This is a genomic window from Deltaproteobacteria bacterium HGW-Deltaproteobacteria-4 (assembly GCA_002841765.1).
GTDB lineage: Bacteria > Desulfobacterota > Desulfuromonadia > Desulfuromonadales > UBA2197 > UBA2197.
The window spans coordinates 1-23,381 of record PHAV01000004.1; the positions used below are offsets into that span (position 1 = coordinate 1).

At 54.0% G+C, this 23,381-nt stretch carries 22 protein-coding genes; 17 read left to right on the forward strand and 5 right to left on the reverse strand.

Annotated features, from left to right (window positions below):
• Positions 1–109: 109 nt before the first annotated feature.
• The 3 genes from CVU69_03365 (at position 110) to CVU69_03375 (ending at position 2,954) form a co-directional block, all read left to right on the forward strand.
• Positions 110–646 (forward strand): protein yceI precursor, encoded by a 537-nt coding sequence (locus CVU69_03365; protein ID PKN13201.1) that lies wholly within the window; start codon positions 110–112, stop codon positions 644–646.
• 85 nt (positions 647–731) lie between these two features.
• Positions 732–1,508 (forward strand): dioxygenase, encoded by a 777-nt coding sequence (locus CVU69_03370; GenBank protein ID PKN13202.1) that lies wholly within the window; start codon positions 732–734, stop codon positions 1,506–1,508.
• Positions 1,509–1,598: 90 nt separating this feature from the next.
• Complete coding sequence (locus tag CVU69_03375) at positions 1,599–2,954, forward strand: adenylosuccinate lyase (protein ID PKN13053.1); 1,356 nt, start codon at positions 1,599–1,601, stop codon at positions 2,952–2,954.
• Positions 2,955–3,096: 142 nt separating this feature from the next.
• On the opposite strand, the gene CVU69_03380 is transcribed toward CVU69_03375, so the two are convergent.
• Positions 3,097–4,386, reverse strand: a complete 1,290-nt coding sequence (locus CVU69_03380) for a phosphopyruvate hydratase (protein PKN13054.1) — start codon at positions 4,384–4,386, stop codon at positions 3,097–3,099.
• Between the two features lie 218 nt (positions 4,387–4,604).
• Here CVU69_03380 and CVU69_03385 point away from each other — a divergent pair, with 218 nt between their 5' ends.
• From CVU69_03385 to coaBC, 5 genes are read left to right on the forward strand one after another with little or no spacing between them, the layout of a single operon-like run.
• The gene (locus CVU69_03385) at positions 4,605–5,804 is read left to right on the forward strand and encodes a hybrid sensor histidine kinase/response regulator (protein PKN13055.1); all 1,200 of its coding nucleotides are present in this window, start codon (positions 4,605–4,607) and stop codon (positions 5,802–5,804) included.
• Positions 5,801–7,402: a hypothetical protein gene (locus tag CVU69_03390; GenBank protein PKN13056.1), complete on the forward strand. Its 1,602-nt coding sequence runs from the start codon at positions 5,801–5,803 to the stop codon at positions 7,400–7,402. The genes CVU69_03385 and CVU69_03390 overlap by 4 nt, the downstream gene beginning before the upstream one ends.
• Positions 7,399–8,505, forward strand: coding sequence for an HD family phosphohydrolase (locus CVU69_03395; GenBank protein PKN13057.1), 1,107 nt, complete (start codon positions 7,399–7,401; stop codon positions 8,503–8,505). The genes CVU69_03390 and CVU69_03395 overlap by 4 nt, the downstream gene beginning before the upstream one ends.
• A 3-nt stretch (positions 8,506–8,508) precedes the next feature.
• The gene (locus tag CVU69_03400; GenBank protein ID PKN13058.1) at positions 8,509–9,141 is read left to right on the forward strand and encodes an MBL fold metallo-hydrolase; all 633 of its coding nucleotides are present in this window, start codon (positions 8,509–8,511) and stop codon (positions 9,139–9,141) included.
• Positions 9,142–9,163: 22 nt separating this feature from the next.
• Positions 9,164–10,360, forward strand: coding sequence for a bifunctional phosphopantothenoylcysteine decarboxylase/phosphopantothenate--cysteine ligase CoaBC (coaBC, locus tag CVU69_03405; protein ID PKN13059.1), 1,197 nt, complete (start codon positions 9,164–9,166; stop codon positions 10,358–10,360).
• Here the strand turns inward: coaBC and CVU69_03410 are convergent.
• Positions 10,357–11,265 (reverse strand): hypothetical protein, encoded by a 909-nt coding sequence (locus tag CVU69_03410; protein PKN13060.1) that lies wholly within the window; start codon positions 11,263–11,265, stop codon positions 10,357–10,359. The two genes, coaBC and CVU69_03410, sit on opposite strands and share 4 nt — an antisense overlap.
• A 269-nt stretch (positions 11,266–11,534) precedes the next feature.
• Between CVU69_03410 and CVU69_03415 the strand changes: the two genes are divergently transcribed.
• On the forward strand, positions 11,535–12,068 hold the full coding sequence (locus CVU69_03415; GenBank protein ID PKN13203.1) for a uracil-DNA glycosylase: 534 nt from the start codon (positions 11,535–11,537) through the stop codon (positions 12,066–12,068).
• On the opposite strand, the gene CVU69_03420 is transcribed toward CVU69_03415, so the two are convergent.
• Together CVU69_03420 and CVU69_03425 are read right to left on the reverse strand one after the other, a co-directional pair.
• On the reverse strand, positions 12,065–12,628 hold the full coding sequence (locus tag CVU69_03420) for a hypothetical protein (GenBank protein PKN13061.1): 564 nt from the start codon (positions 12,626–12,628) through the stop codon (positions 12,065–12,067). The two genes, CVU69_03415 and CVU69_03420, sit on opposite strands and share 4 nt — an antisense overlap.
• Positions 12,629–12,663: 35 nt before the next feature.
• Positions 12,664–13,044, reverse strand: coding sequence for a desulfoferrodoxin (locus CVU69_03425; GenBank protein PKN13062.1), 381 nt, complete (start codon positions 13,042–13,044; stop codon positions 12,664–12,666).
• Positions 13,045–13,374: 330 nt separating this feature from the next.
• On the opposite strand from CVU69_03425, the gene CVU69_03430 reads away from it, so the two are divergent.
• Genes CVU69_03430 through CVU69_03465 form a run of 8 tightly spaced genes read left to right on the forward strand, consistent with a single transcriptional unit; the run spans position 13,375 to position 22,264 of the window.
• Positions 13,375–13,989, forward strand: coding sequence for an isoprenylcysteine carboxylmethyltransferase family protein (locus CVU69_03430; GenBank protein PKN13063.1), 615 nt, complete (start codon positions 13,375–13,377; stop codon positions 13,987–13,989).
• A 34-nt stretch (positions 13,990–14,023) separates the two neighbouring features.
• Positions 14,024–15,223: a 30S ribosomal protein S1 gene (locus CVU69_03435; protein PKN13064.1), complete on the forward strand. Its 1,200-nt coding sequence runs from the start codon at positions 14,024–14,026 to the stop codon at positions 15,221–15,223.
• Between the two features lie 8 nt (positions 15,224–15,231).
• Positions 15,232–15,993: a TlyA family rRNA (cytidine-2'-O)-methyltransferase gene (locus tag CVU69_03440; protein PKN13204.1), complete on the forward strand. Its 762-nt coding sequence runs from the start codon at positions 15,232–15,234 to the stop codon at positions 15,991–15,993.
• An 18-nt stretch (positions 15,994–16,011) separates the two neighbouring features.
• The gene (locus tag CVU69_03445) at positions 16,012–17,142 is read left to right on the forward strand and encodes a DNA repair exonuclease (protein PKN13065.1); all 1,131 of its coding nucleotides are present in this window, start codon (positions 16,012–16,014) and stop codon (positions 17,140–17,142) included.
• The gene (locus CVU69_03450; GenBank protein PKN13066.1) at positions 17,139–19,379 is read left to right on the forward strand and encodes a hypothetical protein; all 2,241 of its coding nucleotides are present in this window, start codon (positions 17,139–17,141) and stop codon (positions 19,377–19,379) included. Before CVU69_03445 ends, CVU69_03450 begins: the two co-directional genes overlap by 4 nt.
• Positions 19,351–19,701 (forward strand): histidine triad nucleotide-binding protein, encoded by a 351-nt coding sequence (locus CVU69_03455; protein ID PKN13205.1) that lies wholly within the window; start codon positions 19,351–19,353, stop codon positions 19,699–19,701. The genes CVU69_03450 and CVU69_03455 overlap by 29 nt, the downstream gene beginning before the upstream one ends.
• Before the next feature lie 38 nt (positions 19,702–19,739).
• Complete coding sequence (locus CVU69_03460; protein PKN13067.1) at positions 19,740–21,206, forward strand: phosphohydrolase; 1,467 nt, start codon at positions 19,740–19,742, stop codon at positions 21,204–21,206.
• Complete coding sequence (locus CVU69_03465; protein ID PKN13068.1) at positions 21,203–22,264, forward strand: hypothetical protein; 1,062 nt, start codon at positions 21,203–21,205, stop codon at positions 22,262–22,264. Before CVU69_03460 ends, CVU69_03465 begins: the two co-directional genes overlap by 4 nt.
• Here the strand turns inward: CVU69_03465 and CVU69_03470 are convergent.
• Positions 22,234–23,253 carry a hypothetical protein gene (locus tag CVU69_03470; GenBank protein ID PKN13069.1) on the reverse strand — a complete coding sequence of 340 codons (1,020 nt, stop codon included), beginning with the start codon at positions 23,251–23,253 and terminating at the stop codon, positions 22,234–22,236. The two genes, CVU69_03465 and CVU69_03470, sit on opposite strands and share 31 nt — an antisense overlap.
• Positions 23,254–23,381 lie beyond the last annotated feature (128 nt).

Sequence of the window (23,381 nt, forward strand, 5' to 3'; positions counted from 1 at the left end):
GGCAGTCGAGCACGTCTTTCGGTATGGCCATCGGTTCCTCCAGTGGTTACGGGTTGTAACCGACGATGACCATTTACACAAAGTTTTTTACACCCTCGTCCTTCCGGCCCTGACCTTTGCCTCCATCTGGACCATCGACCCCGACCATTCCAATATCGGATTCAAAGTCCGCCACCTCATGGTCTCCAACGTGAAGGGAAGTTTCAACAAATTTACCGGCACTGTTGAGATCAATGACAAAGATATCAGTAAGTCAAAGGTTGAAGTCATCATCGACACCAACTCCATAAATACCAATGTCGAGAAGCGTGACGAGCACCTGCGCAGTGCCGACTTTTTCGATGTTGCCAAGTATCCGACCATGACCTTCGTCTCCAGAAAAGTGGTTGCCGCCGGTGCTGGTCATCTCAAAGTCACAGGTGACATGACTCTGCACGGTGTAACCAAAGAGGTTGTACTGGATGTGGAAGGCCCGACCCCGGATAGTAAAGATCCCTGGGGTAATATCCGCAAAGGGGCCACAGCAACGACCAAAATCAATCGCAAAGATTTCGGTCTCCTCTGGAATGCGGCTTTGGAGACAGGGGGCGTTGTTGTCGGTGATGACGTCATCATTACCCTTGAAATAGAGCTGATCAAGAAGTAAGCACAGAATGAAGCCGGGTCAGAGCTTATCGTTCCGACCCGGCTTCATTCTGCCGATATCAAACCCGGAAGAATCGAGTGCGATCATGATGAGCAAATTTCCTGCCCTCTTTGTCTCCCACGGTGCTCCGAGCCTCATCCTCGACGAGAGTCCCGCCCGGGATTTCTTTCGCCAGTTGGGCCATGATCTCGGTCGCCCAAAGGCGATTATCTGCGTCTCCGCCCACTGGACAACTCCGGTTGCCCGGGTGAGCTCCCATCCCCATCCGGGGATGATCTACGACTTTGGCGGCTTTAGCGACGAACTCTATAAACTCACCTATCCGGCCCCCGGCGATCCCCGCCTGGCCCGCCGTCTCCTCACCCTCTTGTACGATCAGTCGATCGACGGCAAGGAAGATCCGGGCCGCGGCTTCGATCACGGGGCCTGGGTTCCTTTGATGCTGATGTATCCAGACGCCGATATCCCGGTGGTGCAACTCTCGGTGCAGCCGCATCTGAGCCCCCCACACCACCTGGCAATGGGGAAGGCTCTGCAACCGCTGCGGGAAGAGGGGGTACTGATCGTGGCGAGCGGCTCGGCGACCCATAATCTGCGCGACTTCTTTAGCCGGCACATCGATGCCGAACCCTTGCCCTATGCCCGCGACTTTAACGAATGGCTGAAAGAACAGGTCAGCGCCGGCCGGATAGATGATCTCCTCGAATACAGCGCCCGTGCCCCGCATGCACACAAGAACCATCCGACCCCTGAGCATTTACTGCCGTTGTTCGTGGCGATGGGAGCAGGGGAGGAAGGCCGGGTACTGCACGACAGTTTCAACTACGGAGCGATCTCCATGGCGGCTTTTGCCTGGAGCTGAGAGAATCTCCTAAGAACACTCTGAAGGGGGTTGCAGTTCGGACGCTCCTTGTTTATATTTGCCGCCCGAACTTATTGAAGGAGTGAACTTATGATTACCGACATCAGCCCGATCGACGGACGTTACGCGTCAAAAGTGACGCCGCTGACCGAGTGCTTTTCCGAATACGCCCTGCTCAAGAACCGGGTCAAGGTCGAAGTCATGTGGCTGCTCGCCATCTGCAAAGAGACCGGCATCCCCGAGTGCCGCGCTCTGACGGCGCAGGAAGAGACGCAGCTGCGCAGCATCGTCATCAAATTCACCCCGGCCGAAGGTGAAAAGATCAAGAAGATCGAAGCGGTGACCAACCATGACGTCAAGGCGGTCGAGTACTATCTGAAAGAGCAGATCGACGGCACCTCCCTCGCTGATCTCTCCGAGTTCATCCACTTTGCCTGCACCTCGGAAGACATCAATAACCTCTCCCATGCTCTGATGCTCAAGGACGGCACCGCCGCCTTGGCGCCGCTGCAGGAGCAGATCGTCGCTACCCTGAAGAGACTGGCTCAGGAGTTCAAAAATGTACCGATGCTCGCCCGCACCCACGGCCAGACCGCTTCGCCGACGACAATCGGCAAGGAGTTGGCGGTCTTCGCCGCGCGCCTGCAGCGGCAGAGCAAATGCATCGCCCAGGTCGAACTCCTTGGCAAGCTCAACGGCGCCGTCGGTAATTTCAACGCACATCTCTCCGCCTACCCGCAGGTCAACTGGCCGGACTTGGCCAAAGGCGTCATCGAGAACGACCTCGGCCTGGTGCAGAACCTCTTTACCACCCAGATCGAGCCCCACGACTACATGGCCGAACTCTTCGACGCCATGGCGCGCTGGAATACCATCCTCACCGATCTCAACCGCGATCTCTGGACTTACATCTCCATGGCCTACTTCGGCCAGATAACGGTCAAGGGAGAGATCGGCTCATCGACGATGCCGCACAAGGTCAACCCTATCGACTTCGAAAATTCAGAAGGGAACTGCGGCCTCGCCAACGCCCTCTTCAGTCATCTCGCCGCCAAGCTGCCGATTTCCCGACTGCAGCGCGACCTTACCGATTCGACGGTGCTGCGCAACATGGGGGTCGGTTTCGGCTACAGCATGATCGCCTACCATTCGACGCTTAAGGGCTTAAGCAAACTGAAGCTCAATGAGCAGAATCTCGCCGACGATCTCGACAATGCCTGGGAAGTTCTGGCCGAGCCGATCCAGACGGTGATGCGCAAGGCGGGGATTGAGAAGCCTTACGAAAAGCTCAAGGAGCTGACCCGCGGCCAGAAGATCGATCGCGATACGATCCGTCAATTCGTAGAGGGTCTCGATTTGGCGCCAGCAGACAAGCAGCGGTTGCTGGAGATGACTCCGGCCGGCTATATCGGTATGGCTCCGCAGATTGTCGAGCTCCTCGACTGATCGTTGTGTTTTGCCAGTCTTGTTCTTGAGCTGGATGGCGGAGGACATAACGACGAGGAGCAACGTCTGTATGACGACGAACAACAACGGCCCGCCATCACTGGCGGGCCGTTGTTGTTTTTGTTGATCTTGAACTACGCGTCTACTTGCGCAGATTGTAAAAGACATCCTTGCCGCGGAAGACGGCGATCGAATCGAGTTCATCTTCGATGCGCAGGAGTTGGTTGTATTTGGCAACCCGGTCGGTGCGGCAGAGGGAGCCGGTCTTGATCTGGCCGGAGTTGACGGCGACGGCGAGGTCGGCGAGGGTGGTATCCTCGGTCTCACCGGAGCGGTGCGAGATGACGGTGGTGTAACCGGCCCGTTTCGCCATCTCGATGGCGTCGAGGGTCTCGGTGAGGGTGCCGATCTGATTGAGTTTGATCAGGATCGAGTTGGCAATCCCTTTGTCGATCCCTTCTTTGAGGATCTTCGGGTTGGTGACGAAGAGATCATCGCCGACGATCTGGATGCGTTTGCCGAGGCGCTCGGTCATGAGCTTCCAGCCGTCCCAATCGTTCTCGGCCATGCCGTCTTCGATGGAGATGATCGGGTATTTGTTGACGAGATTTTCGTAGAAATCGATGAGCTCGACCGGCGTCTTCTTCGGCTGCGCTTCATTGGCCAGGGTGTAGACCCCGTCTTTGAAGAGTTCGGACGAAGCGACATCGAGGGCGAGGAGAACATCTTCGCCCGGCTTGAAGCCGGCCTTGACGATCGCTTCCATGATCACTTCCAGCGCTTCTTCGTTCGACTTGAGGTTGGGTGCGAAGCCCCCTTCATCACCGACCGCGGTATTGTAGCCTTTGGCTTTCAGTACCCCTTTGAGGGCGTGAAAGATTTCGGCGCCCATGCGCAGCGCTTCTTTGAAGTTGATCGCGCCGGCGGGCATGATCATGAATTCCTGAATATCGACGTTGTTGTCGGCGTGAGCGCCGCCGTTGATGATGTTCATCATCGGCAGCGGCAGTTCTTTGGCGTTGCTGCCGCCGATATATTGATAAAGCGGCAGACCGGCTTCTTCGGCGGCGGCTTTGGCGCAGGCGAGGGAGACGCCGAGGGTGGCGTTGGCTCCGAGCCGAGACTTGAACTCGGTGCCGTCGATTTCGATGAGTTTACGGTCGATGCCGGCCTGATCACCGACTTCCCAGCCGATCAGGGCATCGGCGATGATCTCGTTGACATTTTCAACCGCCTTCAACACCCCTTTGCCGAGATAACGGGTTTTGTCGCCGTCGCGCAGTTCGATCGCTTCGCGCTCACCGGTCGAAGCGCCGCTCGGGACGGCAGCGCGCCCCATGGTGCCGGCTTCGGTGTAGACTTCGACTTCGATCGTCGGATTGCCGCGTGAATCGAGAATTTCACGGGCATAGATGTCTGTAATTTCGCTCATGGTTTGACCTCCGTACTATGGAATATGTCGAAAACACGGTTTTGTTGTCGTGCGCGACCGTCTGTTTATAACAAATCCCGCCGGTAAATAGAAAACTTTTTTTCATTATCTGCATTTCCTGCAAGGACAGGAAGTCTAGCGATTCTCCTTGTCAAATTGTTGGCGTAACGGTTATTCTGTCAAGCTAATTGCTCGATATATTCAGGGAGTTTAAGCTCATGAGTGCAAGAATTTTGATTGTCGATGATGACAGGGTTATCCTTGAATTGGCATCGATTATTTTGCGCAGTGACGGCTATAGTGTGCGCACCGCCGGAAATGGAATTCTCGCCCTGAACCTCCTTGCCGAGGAGCCTTTTGATCTTGTCCTCCTTGATTTTATGATGCCGGGGAAGGATGGTCTGGAGGTTTTGCAGGAGATCAAGCGTGATTTCCCTGATATTGCTGTGATCATCTTTACCGGCATGGGGAGTGAAAATATCGCGGTGAACGCCATGAAGGCCGGAGCTGCCGATTATATTATCAAGCCTTTTCGCAATCATGATCTCCTGGAACGCACCGCTAATGTGCTGCGCTCAAGGCGTCTGGAGATGCAAAATATTGAACTTCTTGCTGAACGTGAACGTCATCTGCAGGAGATCCAGCAGTGGAATATGGAGTTGGAAAGACGTGTCGCCGAAAAGAGCCAGGAGCTGGAGGCGGCGCAGGCTGAAATCATCCAGGCTGAAAAACTGACGACCCTCGGTCATCTTGCTGCCGGGTTGACGCATGAAATCCGTAACCCGCTCAATTCGATCAACCTTTTCGCCCAGATCCTCAAAAGTGATCACGCCGCCTCTCCGCAGAGCGTTGAGTTTCTTGAGCGGATTCAGTCGGAAATTGACCGCATCGACAACCTCCTCATTAAGTTGCTGGGGGTGAGTCGGAGGACACAGAACCGTGTCGATTCGCTTGTTGAAGTTCATATCGTTGCCGAGGAAGTGCTCAAGAGTTTTCAGCCGCAATTTGCTGCACAGCAGATTCAATTGCAGACAGAGGTCAATCCCACTCCGGCTTTTTATGGGGATCAAGAGGCGGTGCGGCAGATCTTTAGCAATCTCATCTCGAATGCCTTGCATTCGATGTCTGAAGGGGGCGAATTGTCTTTAAGTGTCGTCTCTATCCAGAATTCGATCCAGATCAAGGTCAGTGATAATGGCTGCGGTATCCCCCTTGAACATCAGGCGCGTGTTTTCGATCCCTTCTTTACGACCCGGACCAAAGGGATCGGATTCGGTCTTTCCAGTGTTCTTCGCATTATCAAAACCTATAAAGGTAAAATTTCCCTGAACAGTCAGCCCGGCAAAGGGACGACCTTTACTGTCGTGCTGCCGTTGCAAATGCCGGTGCCGGTATCTGTGCAGGAGGATCCAGCGTGACCTTGCGCCTGCGTGAAGTCCCCCTGACCCTTGAAGAGTCCGAGGAACTGATTCCGCTGCGGGTGGCCGAAGAGTTGGCGATTCCGGTCGAGAGCATCGGCGCATTGCGTACGGTGCGGCGGGGGATTGATGCCCGTCGCAAATCCCGTATCCTCCTCGTCCATACGGTCGAATTTTCTCTGGAGAATGAAGAGGAAGTCCTCAAGCGGTGCGCCGGACACCCCCGCCTTGAAAGGGTCTCCGAGCTTTTGCCGGAACAGATGACGAAGATAGCACCGGGGCATCGAGTGCTGGTGGTCGGTATGGGGCCGGCGGGCCTTTTTGCTGCTTTGGCATTAGCGCTGCGCGGTGCCCGGGTCACGTTGATCGATCGTGGCGGTCCGGTGGAAGAGCGGGTGCCGGCGGTCGAGCGTTTTTGGCGCGACGGCACCCTTGATCCTGAGAATAATGTCCAGTTCGGTGAGGGCGGGGCCGGCACCTTCTCTGACGGCAAGTTGACCACCCGCCTTAATCATCCCCTGACCAGTGAAGTCCTCCGCACCCTTGTGGCCTGCGGAGCGCCGGCAGAGATCCTGATTCAGGCCAAGCCGCATATCGGCACTGACCGTCTGCGGCTGGTCCTTATCCGTTTACGGCAAAAGTTGGTGGCGCTCGGCGTGGAATTACGCTACAAAGAGCGCTTGATTGGCCTGGAGATGCAAGCGTCGGCCATTTGTGCCGGTCTCTGCCGCAGCGGCACGCGCCTTCCATGTGACAGTCTGGTTCTGGCTCCCGGTCACAGTGCCCGGGACACTTATGAATTTTTGGCGCAAGAGGGGGTGCGGCTGGAAGCGAAAGCCTTTGCCATCGGCCTGCGGGTCGAACATCCCCGCACCCTCATCAATACCATTCAATACGGCCTGTCTGACCATCCCCGTCTCCCTGCTGCCGATTATGCTCTGGCCTGGAATGATCCGCAAAGTCAGCGCGGCATCTACTCTTTTTGCATGTGTCCGGGCGGGGAGGTTATTCTCAGTTCTTCGGCAGTTGGCGAGGTGGTGGTGAACGGTATGAGTCGCTTGCGGCGGGATAGCCCCTATTCCAATAGCGCTCTGGTCGTCACCGTCCGACCCGAAGATTTTAACGGCAGTGATCCGCTGGCCGGGGTCCGTTTTCAGCGGCATTGGGAAGAAGCTGCTTTCCGTTGCGGTGGCAGTGATTATTACGCTCCGGCCCAGAATCTCATGAGTTTTCTCGGCGGTAAAGGGGCTCTTGCCCGGGTCAGTACCCGACCAGGTGTGCGTGAGGCGGATCTGACGACGATTCTCCCGGCTTTTGTCAGTGCGGGGCTGCGCCAGGCGCTCCCCCATTTTGAGCGGAAGATGCGGGGTTTTATCACCAGCGAGGCAACCCTGATCGGCATCGAGTCCCGTACTTCGGCCCCTTTGCGGATTTTACGCGATGCAGCGGGGGAATCCCTCAGCCATCCCGGACTTTATCCGGTCGGAGAGGGGGCCGGTTATGCCGGCGGAATTATGAGCGCAGCGATCGACGGGCTGCGGATTGCACGCTTTATCGGGGAAAAGCACCTTCATTTAAAAGAGCAGGAGTCTTTGTGAAAAAGGTATTTGTGGAGCAGATTCGCGAGCGCGATGTCATTGAAAGTCCTTTTCTGGTCCGGGATAAGACCCTGGCCATGGCGAAAAACGGCAAGCCCTACATGACGGTGAAACTCATCGATCGCAGCGGCGAGATTGAAGGACGGATCTGGGATCGGGTAGATGAATTCGATGCCCTCTTCGATCGTGACGATTTTATCATCGTGCATGGCAAGGCCAGTACCTACCTCAACAAAAAACAGCTGGTGATCAGCAATCTGCGCAAGATCAGCGAAGAGACGATCGATCTCGCCGATTTTCTGCCGGTTTCGCCGCGTGACAATGAGGAGATGCGCAGCGAACTGAAAGCGCTGGTCGCCACTTTGTGCGATCCGTGGTTGCGGGCGCTGGCCGAGTCCTTCTTTTATGATGCCGGGTTGCTGCGCGCTTTTGCCACCGCCCCGGCGGCCAAGAGTATGCATCATGCCTATATCGGCGGTCTCCTCGAGCATTCCTTGGCGATCGCTGCCCTCGTCGACTTGATGGTGCCGCGTTATCCGGCGCTCAACCGTGATCTGATGATTCTCGGTGCCCTGTTGCACGATATCGGCAAAATCGACGAGTTAAGTTATGTGCGCAGTTTTGATTATACCGATGAAGGGAAGTTGATCGGTCATATTGTCATGGGGGTGGAGATGATTGACGAGCGCATCCGCACCCTTGCCGATTTTCCGCGCGGAACGGCGATGCTGATCAAACACCTGATCCTGTCCCATCACGGCCAATATGATTACGGCTCCCCCAAACGTCCCAAGACCCTGGAGGCGATCGTCCTCAATTTTCTCGATGACCTCGATTCGAAGATTAACGGGGTCTCGGCGCATATCGATCGCGAGGCCGAGAGCGCTTCCGACTGGACCAGCCACCACCGTCTTTACGATCGTTACTTCTACAAAGGGGAGAAGCCCGTCACCGCGCCTGTATCATCTCCTGTCGTGCCGGTGCTGCCAGTCACTCCAGCGCCTGCTCCGGTGGAAAAGAACCAGCCGCAGAAATCCTTTGGCCTTAACCTCGGGGAGCAACTGCGCAGCGCCAATCTCGATCTTTTTAACAAGGAGTCTTAAGGCATGATTTTAGAAGCACATGTGGTCGGCCCGTTACAGGTGAACAGTTTTATTGTCGGTTGTGAAGTGAGCAAAGCAGCGCTGGTCATCGATCCCGGGGAAGAAGGGGAGCGCATCCTTGCCCGTCTTGCCGCTCTCGGTCTGCAGCTCAAAATGATCATCAATACGCACGGCCACTTCGATCATATCGGCGCCAATCGACTTTTGATGGACAGTGCTAGTGGTGTTGAACTCCTGATCCACGGCGCTGATGCGGCTCTTTTCCCGAAAGCTCAAGAACACGGCCGCAAATATGGCCTCGAGGTGCGGATCTCTCCGTCCCCGACCCGGCTGCTGCAAGGGGGGGAAACGATCACTGTCGGCACTCTGCAAATCCAGGTGATTGCGACTCCCGGCCATACGCCGGGCGGGATCAGCCTCTTGATCGACGATCACCTCTTCTCCGGCGATACCCTCTTTGCCGATTCCGTCGGCCGCACCGATCTCCCCGGTGGGGATCACGACACCCTGGTCGCGTCGATCCGCCAAGAGCTCTTTATCCTCCCGGATGAAACAATTGTTCATCCCGGCCATGGTCCGGATACGACCATCGGCCGTGAAAAAAAATTGAACCCTTATGTCGGTATCGGGGCGTAATGAAATCAAAAGGGAGATGACGATGCTGAAAGACAAAACTATTGTTCTCGGTGTCTGTGGCGGAATTGCCGTTTATAAATCCGTCGAACTTCTGCGCCTGCTGGTTAAAGCCGGAGCCAAAGTTCATGTGATCATGACCCGGAGTGCCGGTGAATTCGTTGCCCCTTTGACCTTTCAGACCCTGTCCGGCCATCCCGTCCATACCGAACTCTTTAACCTGCTGCAGGAGATGGAGATCGGTCACATTACTTTGGCGGACCGGGCTGATCTCTTTATCGTCGCGCCGGCGACGGCCAATCTTGTCGGCAAACTGGCCGGGGGAATTGCCGACGATCTGTTGACGACGACGCTGATGGCGACCAAGGCGCCGGTTCTTCTTGTCCCGGCGATGAACGTCAATATGTACGAGAATCAGATTTATCAGCGCAATGAAGGGATTTTGCGGGGAGCGGGCTACCACCTGCTCGAACCGGAGTGCGGCTATCTTGCGTGTGGCTGGGAAGGGAAGGGGAAGATGCCGGCGCCGGCAACAATCGTCGAGCACGCGGCCGCGCTCCTGGAGCCGAAAGATCTGCTCGGAGAAACGATTCTGGTGACCGCCGGACCGACTCGCGAAGCGATCGATCCGGTGCGTTATATTTCCAATCATTCTTCCGGGAAGATGGGCTATGCCATTGCCCGGGCGGCCCAGCAGCGCGGCGCCCGGGTGATTCTCGTCAGCGGTCCGGTGGCGATTCCTGTCCCGCTCGGGGTTGAGGTAGTGAATGTCGTGACCGCCGAGGAGATGCGGCAGGCAGTCCTGGCGCATCTGGAGGCGGCGACAGTCGTGATCAAGGCGGCAGCGGTCGCTGATTATCGACCGGCCCAGGTCAGTGCCACAAAGATCAAGAAAGGCAGCGATGATTTGATGACGCTCCCCCTGATCAAAAACGCCGATATCCTGGCGGAGGTCGGCGCGAATAAAGGCGGGAGGCTGGTGGTCGGTTTTGCTGCTGAGACGACTGATTTGCTGGAGAATGCCCGGAAGAAACTCCTCAGTAAAAATCTTGATCTGATTGTCGCCAACGATATCACTGAAGCCGGGGCCGGTTTTGATGTCGAGACCAACCGGGTACGCTTTCTCCTTGCGGATGGTGAGGTAGAGAATCTCCCCCTGCTCGACAAGAGTGAAGTAGCCTGGAGGCTGCTGGACCGCATCGCCCGCCTGCGCGGCCATTAATGATCAGAGAGCAACTCGAGAAGTCTTTCCGGTTGAGTTATCCCGGCGCGGAAAAGGCTTTTGACTTCCGCCATCTGTTTCTCTATGGCGCTTTCCGATAATTTCCCTTCTAGCCAGAGGTGGTTAAGGTTGCGGCGTAAAGCGCTGGCAGCCCGCAGGGCCCGTTCTCCGGTGGGGTCGGCCTTCAGATAGGGGCTGGCATCCCCTTCGGCAAGAAAACTGTGGGCGGCCTGATAAGCGGTTTCGAGGTAATCGGCGAGATCATCGCCCTCGAGAATCCAGCGGGAACGATTGTCGACCAGTTGCAGCCCCTTTTGCCAACGTTCAATCTGGCTGAGGAGGATAATCGAATTAAAGATCCGTTTGTTGGTGCCAAAGGAGAAGAGGGTGCGGGCGAGAACCGCGCGCAGCATCCGGTCGTTGTCGCGATTATCGCCGACGGCAACTTCTCGCGCCAGTGTCCAGATTTGCGGCGGCAGGCGTGCTTCGATGCGCATCTCCCAGTACGCATGATTGTGCAGGGTGGTGTTAAAGGTGCGCACGGTCTTGTAAGGGATAAAGTAGGAGTGGGCGACGCAGTCGGCGGCAAGATGAACGAGATAGCCCCAGGCACAGGCTTTTTCGCGGTCACTTTTGGCGCTGGCCAGGACTTTCTTCCCCATATTCCAGGAATGACAGTTTCGCAGGTAATGGGTAAATTTTTTACCGACGGTAATGTCGGCGCTTAAGCAACCGTAAAGAAAATCGTTGGGATGTGCCGTCAAAAGGGCCCGCAAAGCCGGATTGAAATCATCGGCATGGGCAAGGAGGCGGGAGCCGATCTCCAGATGGACGCCCATTCCCCAGGCCAAAGCTTCCCCAGGGAGAAGAACAAACAGGGATAAAAGAATAACGGTTAAAATCATGATGGTGGTAGGCTCCGCTGCGTGCTATGAATTCTGCGTTCAATAACTTATCAATTTAATCCTTAATTCTCATGGTGTAAAGAGCGATGCCCGATCAACTGCAAAAATCGTTGTCCACAACCCTGCATGAAGTTCGTGCCTGGCTGGAGGATCTGCGCTCGCTCGGCTTGCATGATCTGCAGGTTGCCGATCTGCGGGAATTGCAACCTTGTCCCCCGGGAACCGTCGGACTCGATCGCGGCGGCGATGCCGGCTGCCGGCAGGAGACGCTGGAGGAGATCCGTGCCGATCTCGGGGATTGTCAGCGCTGTCCCCTTTGCAACAGTCGGACGCAGATCGTCTTTGGTGCGGGGATGGCCGGTTCCCGCATCGTCTTTGTTGGCGGTGCCCCCAGCAAAGCGGCCGATACGACGGGAGAACCCTTGGCCGGTGAACTCTTCGATCGCATCCTCTTTGCCCTGGGGATGGAGCGATCTTCTGTCTACGTCTGTGAAGTTGTCATGTGTCGTCCCGGGCAGCGGCCGCCGCATCAGGATGAAATCGCCACCTGCCGATCTTTTCTGCAGCGCCAACTTGCGGTCATCGCGCCCCGGATCATTGTCGCCATGGGGGAGATCCCGACCGGTGTTTTGAGCGATCAGGGCGAGGACTTCAGCAAGATTCGCGGGCATTGGTTCAAATATCAGGGAATCGACGTTATGCCGACCTTCGATCCGGCCTACCTTTTGCTCCATCCGCACGAAAAGCGGGAAGCCTGGAACGATTTGAAGGAAGTTTTACGGCGAATGCGCCAAGAGGATTAATCGTCGCGTTGCAGCGGCTTGCGAGAGCGGTTGGCCGCAGGGAGAGGAGGGAGGAGTCCGATCAAGGCGCTGAGCAGGAAGATTGAGATAAAGAGCGCAACCCGCGATTCGAGGTGAGTCAAAGTCGCCGAGTCAACACTCTTGAAGACCATAGCGTTGATCTTGGCCCAACGGTAATCACTGTAGCGATAAAAAAGATGGAGAAGGAAGAAGGCGCTGCCGAACGTCGCCATCAGGACAAATCCGGGTCGTTTGCCGCGGCGGCGCATGCCATGACAGCCCCAGATGATCAACCCTGCGGCAACAAAGATCAGGCCGCTCAGGGTCGTGTCGGGCTGGCTGCTATTGTCGCCATATAACGCGATGATGACACCGGCAAGAAGTGCGAGAGGGCCAAGAAAGATGGCTAAGTGAAAAAAACGGGTGAGGGATGACACCTGGGGCAGCTTCATCATGCGACAGGATCCTTTGCTGTGTGAAGTTGCCGGATTATAGAGAAAATAGAGAAAAAATTCAATAGAGGTGAAAAGGAAAGGGGGGGTGAAACCTGTCAGTTTCACCCCCCCTTTCCTTCCGAACTTAACACGTTGCAGGATCAGCTTTCACTCTTCCACTGCCCGTGCAGGTTGCAGTATTCACGGGCCGTGACTTTTTTGGCAATCAGGGGGAAGGTCGCTTCCGGCGCCTCGCCAGGTTTCAAAAAGTGCAGATAAGATTTATTATCGGCGATGAGCTCAATCCATTCAATATAGTGCTTTTCTTCCATGGGGTGAGGAACGCTGCCAATTTTGACGGTGATGGATGTGGCGCCGACTTCGATGACCGGAACATGCTTTTCCTTGGCCGCATCGACACTGTTTTCCGCCAGCAGTTTCATCTCTTCGCCGCAACAGACCAGAGCACTGGCACCGGTGTGCAGAACTTCGACGATGTTGCCGCAGATTGAACATTTGTAAATTTCCAGTTTTTGCGTCATTTCTCTCTCCTTGGGTTGTTGGGTTCAGTCGTTTTCGCCGAGCCGTTCAAAGTATGCCCTGAGGTGGTTGCAGGCAGAGGTTGCGCGCCTGGTTTTCGCCGGCAAATGCAGCGAGAATATTCTTGTCAATGTCGGTGCCATTGAGTGACGGCAGATGATTTTCCTTTGCCAATATTTTTAATATTACCAGTTGAGGTGGAAGTTGCAAGAAATAGATTGGCGCTAAATCCCATAAGATTTTCTTGCTTTAAAAGGTGTCTTTGTAGGAATATACCACTCTTTTGGTTGGTTTCGGGACTCCTGAATTTTTGGAAAAGAGAAAAAGAGATTATGTCTCATTCCAGAAGAACCCTTTTTGAACGTCTCCGGATCAGTATGACCTGGTTTTTCACCCTCTTTGTTATCATTCTGGCAATCTTTGGCCAAAGCAGTTATCAGGCGTCTTTGCTCGGCAAAATCCTCTTCGCCCTCGGCGGTAGCCTGGCGGCTATCGGCGCTTTTGGCCGTTTGTGGTGTTCTCTTTATATTTCCGGATACAAAAATAATACCCTGATCAGTGAAGGGCCCTACTCTCTTTGTCGTAATCCCTTATATTTTTTCAGCTTTATCGGTGCTCTCGGGGTTGGCTTCTCCATGGGCAACTTTACTGTCCCGGTGATGATCATTGCCGCTTTTACCTTCTACTATCCTCTGGTTGTCAGTGGCGAAGAAGCGCGCCTCGCAGTGATTCATGGCGAGCGCTTTCACAATTATTGCAAGATTACGCCGGCTTTTTTTCCCCGATTCTCCGCTTTGAATGAACCGGGGGAGTATACGGTTCAGACAAAACTTTTTCGTAAAGATCTCGGCGATGCAATCTGGTTCATCTGGATCGTCTTTTTTTTGCAGTTGATCGCGTCTCTTCGCACCTTGGATTATATCCCGACCCTCTTTACCCTGTATTGATAAGTTCATCCTCCCCCATCACAAGAGAGAAAAAATGATGTCTGATTTTGTTGAAGAAGAAGTTGAAGAAGATGATTTTGCCACCCTCCTCGAAGCAAATCTTGGTGGCGCCGAGAAATTGAACAAAGGGCAGAGTGTTGATGCGACTGTTGTCAAGATCAGTGGCGACTGGGTCTTTATTGACACCGGACGTAAGGGCGAAGGGGTCCTTTCCCGTGAAGAATTTCTGAAAGAGGATGGGACTATCTCTATTGCTGAAGGAGATACCATTCGCGCTATCTACCTTGGGCAGGTCGAAGGTGAAACCCGTTTTACGACGCGGATTGGAGCCAAGGGTGGGCAGGGGAGTGCGCAGATTGAAGAAGCCTGGCGCAGTGCCATTCCGGTTGAGGGGTCGGTCGAAAAAGAGTTGAAGGGTGGCTTCGAAGTTCGACTCCCCGGCGCCGTGCGGGCCTTTTGTCCCTTTTCCCAGATCGATCTTTATCGCGGCGATGCGGCAGGGTACATCGGCCGGCGCTGTGATTTCCGGGTCATTCAGTATAGTGAAGACGGTCGCAATATCGTCGTCTCCCGGCGGATTATCCTCGAAGAGGAAGCGCAGCAGCAAAAGGAGCTGCTGCGGGAAAGTCTGGCAGTGGGGATGATTGTCACCGGAACGATCCGCTCCCTCCTCCCTTTTGGTGCCTTTATCAACATTGGCGGTATTGATGGACTGATCCCGATCTCGGAACTTGCCTGGAGCCGGGTGACCGATCCGGCCGAAATTCTCAGTGTCGGTCAGGTCGTACAGGTCACAGTGAAAAAACTCGATTGGGAGAATAACAAGTTCTCTTTCAGTCTGCGTGATGCCGGATCCGATCCTTGGCAAACAATTGGTGATCGTTATCAAGAAGGGAGTTTTCATGTCGGCACAGTGGCGCGTCTCGTCCCCTTTGGCGCCTTTGTGACCCTGGAGCCCGGCATTGACGGACTGATCCATATTTCGAAGTTGGGAGCCGGCAAACGGATTGCCCACCCCAAAGAATCCGTCCGTGAAGGGGAGAAACTCGAAGTCAAAATTGAATCGATCGATCTTACCGCCCGCAAAATCTCTTTGGTCCTGGCAACCGTCAGTCGTGCAGCGGAAGAAGCGACGCAGAGTGTCGATGAATTTCGTCAGCTTGCCGCCAAGACAGAGAAAACCTCTTTCGGCTCCTTTGGCGATTTGCTGAAAAAGGCCGGCAAGAGCAAGTAGCCGTGTCACTGAAAAAGGAACGGATCGACAAACTTCTTGTTGATCGTGGACTGGTGGCTTCGCGAGAACGGGCCCGGGCGCTGATTCTGGCCGGGGCGGTGTTGGTCGACGAACAGGTGGTTGACAAGGCGGGGGCGCAGATTGCCAGGGAGGCAGAAATTCGCCTCAAAGGTGAGGATATCCCCTTTGTTTCCCGGGGCGGACTTAAGCTGGTAAAAGGACTGGATGCCTTTGCCCTCGATGTCCGGGAGCGGATTGCCCTTGATGTCGGGGCGTCGACCGGAGGTTTTACCGACTGTTTGTTGCAAAGGGGGGCAAGAAAAGTTTACGCTGTCGATGTCGGTTATGGCCAGCTCGCCTGGTCGCTGCGCACCGACCCCCGGGTCGTCAATCTCGAACGGACCAATATTCGTCATTTGCGGGGTGAGGATCTTTCCGAGCGTCCTGATCTGGCAGTGATTGATGCTTCTTTTATCTCTTTGTCGATCGTACTGCCGGCAACTTTGTCTCTCCTGACAGCCGATGCTATCATTGTCGCCTTGATCAAGCCACAGTTTGAAGTCGGTAAAGGCGCGGTCGGTAAAGGGGGGGTGGTTCGTGATAGCGACCAACATGAACAGGTCGTAAGAAAAATCCGGTGCCTGGCTGAACAGTCAGGGTGTCATGTCATTGGCGTTACCGAAAGCCCCATCCTTGGTCCGAAGGGGAACAAGGAGTTCTTGATTTGTCTGCAAAAGGATGGCACTTCTCAGCTTCAGAACGAAAATTGATCTCTCAGCCAGGACAACATGACTATTCGCTGTCTTCATACCGCCGATCTCCATCTGGATGCCCATTTCCCTGTCTGGGGCGAAAAGGAGTCGCTGCGTCGTGCCGACCTCCTGAAAACTTTTGAGCGCATTGTCAATCTGGCCATCAAGAATGATGTCCAGCTCCTGCTCATCAGTGGCGACCTCTTTGACACTCCCCATCCGGAACCGGCCACGGTTGTCCGGGTGCAGAGCGAACTGCAGCGCCTGGTCGAGCGGGGCATCACTCCGGTCCTTTTACCCGGGACCCATGATCCCTATGCCCCGAAAAACTCCATCTACCGCCGCGAGACTTTTCCCGGAATTATTTTCAACGAAGCGCAGTTGAGTGAACCCCAGCATCTCCTCATCAAGGGCGTGAGCTGTTATCTCTACGGCTTTGCCTACCAAAGCGGCAAGGCTGAAGAACTGCTCCCGTCCTTGCAGCGCCGGAATCTGCCGGGATTTCATATTGCTTTACTCCACGGTTCACGGCGCGGGAGTCCGGAATGGAATTACCGGCATAAGGATCTCCCTTTCGACCTTGCTGACTTGGAGTCTCTGCGTCTCGACTACGTTGCCCTGGGTCATTACCACACCTTTGAAGTTCTGCAGGATGAAAGTGGCAGGAACATTGCTGCTTATCCGGGGTCACCGGAAGGAAAACGTTTTGGTGAAGACGGCCCCCGCTACTGTGCGCTGGTCACATTGAGCGCCGGTGGTGCCCGGATTGAAGCTCTTGAAGTTAATGGTCGCGTCCTCGCTGAGGAAGAGATCGACCTGAGCGGGATTGTGACTCTGGAGGGGGCTGTAGCTGAGATCCGGCGCTTTGCCAACCCGGATCTCATTTTACGTTTAAGGCTCACCGGTACCGTCGAGATTCCCTTGGCCTTACCATCGCTTCTGGCTGCCTGTCGCGATGATTTCTTTTGGCTGGAACTACTGGATGCCACCCGTTTGTACGATAGTGCTTATGCCCGGCGGATTGAACATGAGGAGACTGTCCGTGGTCTCTTTGTCCGGCGTATGCGTCGGCTCATCGAAGAATCTCCGCCGGAGCGGCGACCGATAGTTGAAGAAGCCTTTCGGGAAGTTCTCGCCCGCTTCACGGCCGCGGGAGGTGAACTATGATGATTTCCCGCATTGAGTTGCGACACTTCGGTCGCTTTGTCGAAGCTGATTTTGATTTTAAAGCCGGTATCAATCTCGTCACCGGCCCCAATGAAGCCGGGAAATCGACGATCATGGCCGCAATTCCCGCCGTTCTCTACGGCCTTCGTGACAAGGAACGTTATCGTCCCTGGGGGCGGGAAGGGAGTTGCTCGGTGGCTCTGGTTCTGCAAACAGCCAAGGGGACAGAGGTCCGTATCGAGCGGGAAATTATCAGTGATCGCGTCACCTTGACCGAAACCGACCGGCAGGGGACAGTGCTGCTGTCGTTTGAAGGGAAGATTGCTCCCCTGGGACGCTCCAGTGAACGCGCCCTTTATCTGGAACATCTTGAACGGATTACCGGCCACGCCGATGAAGAGATCTTTCGAGCCTCCCTCTTCTTTGCCCAGGGGAGTTTGGAGATTGATGCGCCGGGAGAGATTGCCAGTCGCATCAAAACCCTTCTTTCCGGCTGTGCTGAAGTCGATTACGATCAAGTGCTTGAATCGTTGCATGAAGACTACTTTGCCATTACCCGCGAGAACCCCTGGGGAAAGGATAAAGCCCGGGAGCGAGAACTTGAAGAGCTCCGGAGTCGTCTAAAGGAACTCGAAACACTCTGGACTGACGGGCGTAGCCATTTCGTCGAAGAGGAGCGTCTGCAACAACAGATAGCCGCCGTCAGGGGAGAGTTGACCGAGAAGAAGGGGCAATTGGCGGAAGGCAAGCGCTATCTGGAGTGGGTGCGCCGACAATGGCAACTCGAAGAGAAGGAAACGAGTCTGCAAAAGGATTATTCCCGGGTGCAAAAAGTTGCCGGGAAGGTCGAAGATTTACAGGAAGAGCTCATTGACCTGCAAAAAAATCTGACATATACCGGTTTGCCAGTGGAAATTCCCGAGTCCCTGCCGCAATTATTGACCGGCGCTGAAGTTATCCGCAAGGAGCTGATCACGCTCCAGGAAGAGATGACACGCTTAAGGCGGGAACGCTCCCTTCTTGGAGAAGCACCCTGGATTCCGGCCGTAATTCTGTCGGTTCTTGTCCTTGTCGGCTTTGGTTTGCTCGGCAAAGGCTCGACAAACTTTCTGGCTTTGGGTGGTATCCTTACAGTTTTTATCTGGGGATTCTTTATCTTTCGCCTGATGCGTTTGAATGCGGTGCGAGCGGCTTTGGGAGGACAACTCGACCAGGTAAGTCAACGTCGTAGCGAAGTTTTAGCGTCTCTGGCAGAAATCGAAGAAGCGGTGCGTTGTCTTGGTCTTCCTGCCTCGGCCGTAGAGATGGTCAAGATGGAGAAAAGTCTTGACCGGCATCGTTCTCTGGTTCTACGGATAAAAGAGATCGAGAGTGCCTTACAAGTCCTTGATCACCCTGAGTCGATCTCCGGTGAAGAGAAGACTTTGAGCCGCGAGATGGCGGTCCTTGCTGAGCGTAAAGAGATGGGGCGTCCGTCCCGGGCGGAGATCTTGCGACCGGAAGACCTCCCTGATGCGGAGAGTAAACTGGCCAGACTTGAAGCCGATATAACGGCAACGGAAGAGACCCTTCTCGAGCTCACCCGCCGGCAGGCTGAGGTGCGCGGTGCGGGGACGATCGATCCCTGCCGTCTTGACGAAGAGCGGGTCAGTCTGCGGGAAAGAGAATGCTTTTTGCTGCGTCGCAAAGAAGCTTTGGCCCTTGCCTATGACCTGCTGCGCGGTGCGGTTGACGATTTTCGTCACACTTACGTCGATCGTTTCTCTGGAGAGATCGGTCACTCGCTGGCGTTTATTACTCGTAACCGTTATCAGGCGGTCCGGCTGGACGATAACTTTAACCCTCAGGTACAAGTGCGCGAGGATCTCTGGCAAAGTGTCGAACGTTTGAGCCGTGGCGCTCAGGATGCGGTTTTCTTTGCTGTCCGTCTCGCTTTGACCCGGCATCTGACCCGAAGTCGTCATTTGCCTTTGTTACTCGACGATCCTTTTGTCCACCTTGACAAAGTCAGACTCGCCGAGATGCTCAAGCTTTTGGAGCGGGTCTCTCAGGAGCACCAACTCCTGCTTTTTTCTCACAGTGAGACTTTGTTGCACCGCGCAGAAAAGAGTGGTTGGCGTATTCTTCCGCTGATGGAGTTTTCGGTGAACCGCTCCCTTGCGGCCCCGCAAGCCAAAGCTAAAGAAAAGGAAAGGGAGAAGCATGCCGATGACGCCAACCAACTGTCTCTTTTGTAAAATAGTCAGTGGTGAAATCCCCGCAGGGATCGTTTATGAAGATGAATTGGTTGTCGCTTTTCGTGATATCAATCCTCAGGCGCCCCACCATTTACTGCTTGTGCCGCGCCAGCATATTTGCACAACTCTTGACATCGATACCGCTGATATGGAATTGATTGGCCATATCTATCGGGTCGCAGCAAAAATTGCCTTTCAACTCGGTTTCGCTGACGCCGGTTTCCGGATTGTCAACAACTGTAAGGAGGATGGCGGGCAGACGGTTTGGCATCTGCACTTTCACCTTCTTGGTGGGCGCAAACTGAGTTGGCCACCAGGCTAATCTCCGCCGAAATAGCATCGAGTTAAAAGTGAGTGGTTATGTCTAACAAATCAAAACAGGCTAAAACTGGCGATTACGAGCGTCATGAAAAGCGCCTTATAAATGAAATCCATGAGTTACTCGTGACCCATTACGGGGGAGCTCTTAGCGAGGAAGAGCTGGATAAGGCTTTGGATCAATTGCAGAATGCTATTGTTCTGGCGCGGGTATCACATACCGGTCAACTGCGGAAATCAGGCGAACCTTACTTTATTCATCCGATCCGTGTAGCCCATCTTGCCGCCAGGCATTGGATGGATTTCTCTTCGATCATAGCCACTATTCTCCATGATGTTGTTGAAGATACGCCGGTGACCATCAAGGAGATTCAGGACCAGTTCGGCAGCGATGTGGCGCTGCTCGTCGACGGCTTGACCAAGGCGGAGAATCCGGACCTGAGTCGTGAAGACCTCAAGGCCGAAACCTATCGCAAGCAGTTGTTGACAGCAATTCGTGACGTTCGAGTGCTTTGTCTGAAGGTTTGGGATCGGACCGATAATCTGCAAACGATAGGTGCCCTGCACCCGGATAAACAGTCGTTGATTGCTGAGGAGACCCGTATGGTCTATGTCCCTCTGGCCCGGCATCTGGGAATGGGGCGAGCGGCTTCTGAGCTGGAAGCCCTTTCACTGGCGGTCCTTTATCCACGCCGGGCCAGGCGTTACCGTGAAGCTGTGCGCATCCTGCAAGAGAGTGTCGATTCCTATCTGCGTAAAATCAAGGGTGAAATCCAACACGCTTTCGATCATGCCAAGCTTCCGGTCATCATCCGTGATCGTTGGCGGCCTTTTTCTATAGTTGCAGCTCATGACGCACAACGCGGCCTCGCCTCAATTTATACTCTCGAAATTCAAGTTGATCGTACCCGTGATGCGTATATTGGTTTGGGGTTGTTACACGGCATTTTTTCACCAATTCCCGGGAAGTTACGTGACCATCTTCGTACTCCCTCCCAATTTGGCTATCAGGCATTGAAAACCACTGTGCAGGCAGGTGAGCATCGTATTCGTGTCGAGATTACAACGCGTAAACTGGCACGATTCAATCTTGCCGGAGTTTTGGCGCCGGGTTTTGATTTTCACATGGAGAACTTTTCTGCCTTGATGCAATCGCTTCTTGACGGAGAGTCGGCAATCGATACGGATAGTTTGCGCCTTGCGTCGGCGGCGATACAGGTTTATACGCCGCGTGGTGAACGCCGGACCTTGCCGGAAGGAAGCAGTGCTCTCGATTTTGCTTTTGAGATTCACGAAGAACTCGGCTTGCACGCCGTGCGTGCCAAGGTCAACGGCCAAACACGGCTACTGAAATCGCGCTTGATGGATGGTGATCAAGTCTCGATTGAGCGTGCCGCAACACCGCAAATTCTGCCCAAATGTCTGGAGTGGGCAGTGACGCCTAAATCGAGAAATGCGATCCGTAAATACCTTCGCTCTGTTCTCCGCGAAAACTCAGGAACTGAATGAAGAAATTCGTATTAACTATCTGTATCCCATCCGTTTTTCTTTTCGTCATTTTCCTGTTTGTTCCGTCGGTTTTTGCTGCCAACCATCTTCATGCCTTCGTCTATCACCGCTTTGGTGATAATCGCTATCCCAGTACGAATATCTCCTTAGCCGATTTTTCTGCACAAATGCGTTATCTGCGTGATCATGACTATCGGGTCATGCGGGCAGGGGAAGTGATCGCTCTCTTGCGAGAGAAAAAATCTCTGCCACCGAAAACAGTCGTACTGACCGTCGATGATGCCTATAAAACCTTCAAAAGCGGTGCAATGCCGATTTTGCGTCGGTATGGTTTTCCTGTCACTCTCTTTGTTAATACCGACAGTGTGGGTAGAAAGGATAGTCTTGACTGGGACGAACTTCGGGAATTAGTGTTAGAAGGGGTCGAGATTGGCAATCATACTGCCACGCATCGCTCTCTGGCAGTACAACCCGCAAAGGAAAGTGTCAGCGATTTCAGGCAACGTCTGCATACGGATCTTGATCGGGCGCAACAGGTCTTGATCCGTGAACTCGGCATTACCCCGCAACTCTTTGCTTATCCTTATGGAGAATATTCACTTCTCGCTCAAGAGATCGTCGAAGAATACGGTTTTTTAGCTGCATTTGCACAATATTCCGGGGTCATTGAAAAAAATAATCCTCTTTTTGCTTTGGCAAGAACGCCATTGGCCGGTCCTTATGCGACACTCGGACAAATGCAGCAAAAGCTTGCATTACGCCCCATGCCGGTCAAAGTTGTCGCACCCGCTGATACTTTACTCGACAAGGAAAATCCGCCGACGCTGATCCTTGAAATTCTCGATCCGCAACTTGATATCAAAACTCTGCGCCTCTTTGTCAATGGTCAACCCGGAGGAATGGTGCAGCATGATCAGCAACATCCTCGGCGAATTATCGTGCGCGGTGACAAGGTTTTGGGGACTGGGCGGAGTCGATATATTATTACGGCACCAGGAAGAGAAGCGGGAACTTATTACGCTTACACTCAGTTTTGGCTTAACAGATCGCGACCATAAAATTGTCTGGATGCTTGCGGGGGGAGATACTCAACAGGTAATACCGACGATATTTCTTCGCGTCGCAGGCTGGCTTTGGCGGTATGTTTCGGTAAATTATTGGCGCGAATAATGGCGCGGATATCATCGACATACGCTTCTTTGCGCGTCGAATATAACTGTAATCCCTTGGCTAACTCCATTCCCCGGACATCTTCCCCACGCATCAGTATCTCCGCCCTGATTTGTCGTAATTCCTGATAAGCCGGATGGGTATTGAGATTGTGTATATACGCCCGGAGCGAATCGATGAGCGTCGGGAAGACCCGCGCACGATGTTTTTCCCCTTCCTGACGATTCAGGGGCGTAATCCCCTCGGCGTTGGCGGTAAAGACCATTTCGCCGAACAGGTTGTTCCCTAAACGGGCAAAGCGCGAAGTCCCGTAGGCGGATTCGCTGGCTGCCTGCGCTAAAGCCAGTGAGGGGGGGATTTTATTGAGGCGATTAAGGAGTAAGAGGCGGGCCCGGCGATCGGTTAAAGGGTCACTTTTGACTTTTGCGTAGTGTGCTGCCGCGGCAATCTGCTCTATTTCTCTGGCGTTGAGGGATTCATTACGATCATGACGAGAAAAGATTTCGAGAAGCGCCGTGCGTTCGGAGTCAATCTCCTCATTGACGAGAAGGATCATCGGCAGCAAGGTGAGAAAGAATATTTTTGTGCGTTCTGAACCCGCGGTCAATTCATAAAAATCGTCAGGGAATTTTTCGACAATCACGGCTGGAACACCCTGCATGACGGTGTTCCAGGTGTAATTAATTTCTGAAAAATAGCGATAGAGGTCGTGGCGGGATTGCGGTGAAATCACTTCCAAGCGCCGCTGCGAATCCAGCGCTGTATAAGTCGCGCTATCGACAGACAAGGTGTTTTTTTGATTGTTCTGGCACCCGGATAACCCCAAGAGGAGGGGAAGCAAGGCGAATATGACGAGTACTTTATAAGATATCTGCATAAAAAAAGTAAAGTCCGCTTGAGTAGCGAATTACATAAAATACCATGAACTTTTCCTTAAAGCAAGATAATCCTTTGTTTTAAGTTTAACATGCTGATATTTAATCATTTTTTTCTTGTCTGTGAGGA

Excerpts from the sequence above, each read along its gene's own strand:
- CVU69_03380 (PKN13054.1), bottom strand. The coding sequence starts at position 4,386 with ATGAGCGAAATTACAGACATCTATGCCCGTGAAATTCTCGATTCACGC.
- CVU69_03450 (PKN13066.1), top strand. The coding sequence starts at position 17,139 with ATGATGATTTCCCGCATTGAGTTGCGACACTTCGGTCGCTTTGTCGAA.
- CVU69_03470 (PKN13069.1), bottom strand. The coding sequence starts at position 23,253 with ATGCAGATATCTTATAAAGTACTCGTCATATTCGCCTTGCTTCCCCTC.
- CVU69_03455 (PKN13205.1), top strand. The coding sequence starts at position 19,351 with ATGACGCCAACCAACTGTCTCTTTTGTAAAATAGTCAGTGGTGAAATC.
- CVU69_03425 (PKN13062.1), bottom strand. The coding sequence starts at position 13,044 with ATGACGCAAAAACTGGAAATTTACAAATGTTCAATCTGCGGCAACATC.
- CVU69_03400 (PKN13058.1), top strand. The coding sequence starts at position 8,509 with ATGATTTTAGAAGCACATGTGGTCGGCCCGTTACAGGTGAACAGTTTT.
- CVU69_03370 (PKN13202.1), top strand. The coding sequence starts at position 732 with ATGATGAGCAAATTTCCTGCCCTCTTTGTCTCCCACGGTGCTCCGAGC.
- CVU69_03460 (PKN13067.1), top strand. The coding sequence starts at position 19,740 with ATGTCTAACAAATCAAAACAGGCTAAAACTGGCGATTACGAGCGTCAT.
- coaBC (PKN13059.1), top strand. The coding sequence starts at position 9,164 with ATGCTGAAAGACAAAACTATTGTTCTCGGTGTCTGTGGCGGAATTGCC.
- CVU69_03375 (PKN13053.1), top strand. The coding sequence starts at position 1,599 with ATGATTACCGACATCAGCCCGATCGACGGACGTTACGCGTCAAAAGTG.
- CVU69_03430 (PKN13063.1), top strand. The coding sequence starts at position 13,375 with ATGTCTCATTCCAGAAGAACCCTTTTTGAACGTCTCCGGATCAGTATG.
- CVU69_03445 (PKN13065.1), top strand. The coding sequence starts at position 16,012 with ATGACTATTCGCTGTCTTCATACCGCCGATCTCCATCTGGATGCCCAT.
- CVU69_03435 (PKN13064.1), top strand. The coding sequence starts at position 14,024 with ATGATGTCTGATTTTGTTGAAGAAGAAGTTGAAGAAGATGATTTTGCC.
- CVU69_03385 (PKN13055.1), top strand. The coding sequence starts at position 4,605 with ATGAGTGCAAGAATTTTGATTGTCGATGATGACAGGGTTATCCTTGAA.
- CVU69_03410 (PKN13060.1), bottom strand. The coding sequence starts at position 11,265 with ATGATTTTAACCGTTATTCTTTTATCCCTGTTTGTTCTTCTCCCTGGG.
- CVU69_03465 (PKN13068.1), top strand. The coding sequence starts at position 21,203 with ATGAAGAAATTCGTATTAACTATCTGTATCCCATCCGTTTTTCTTTTC.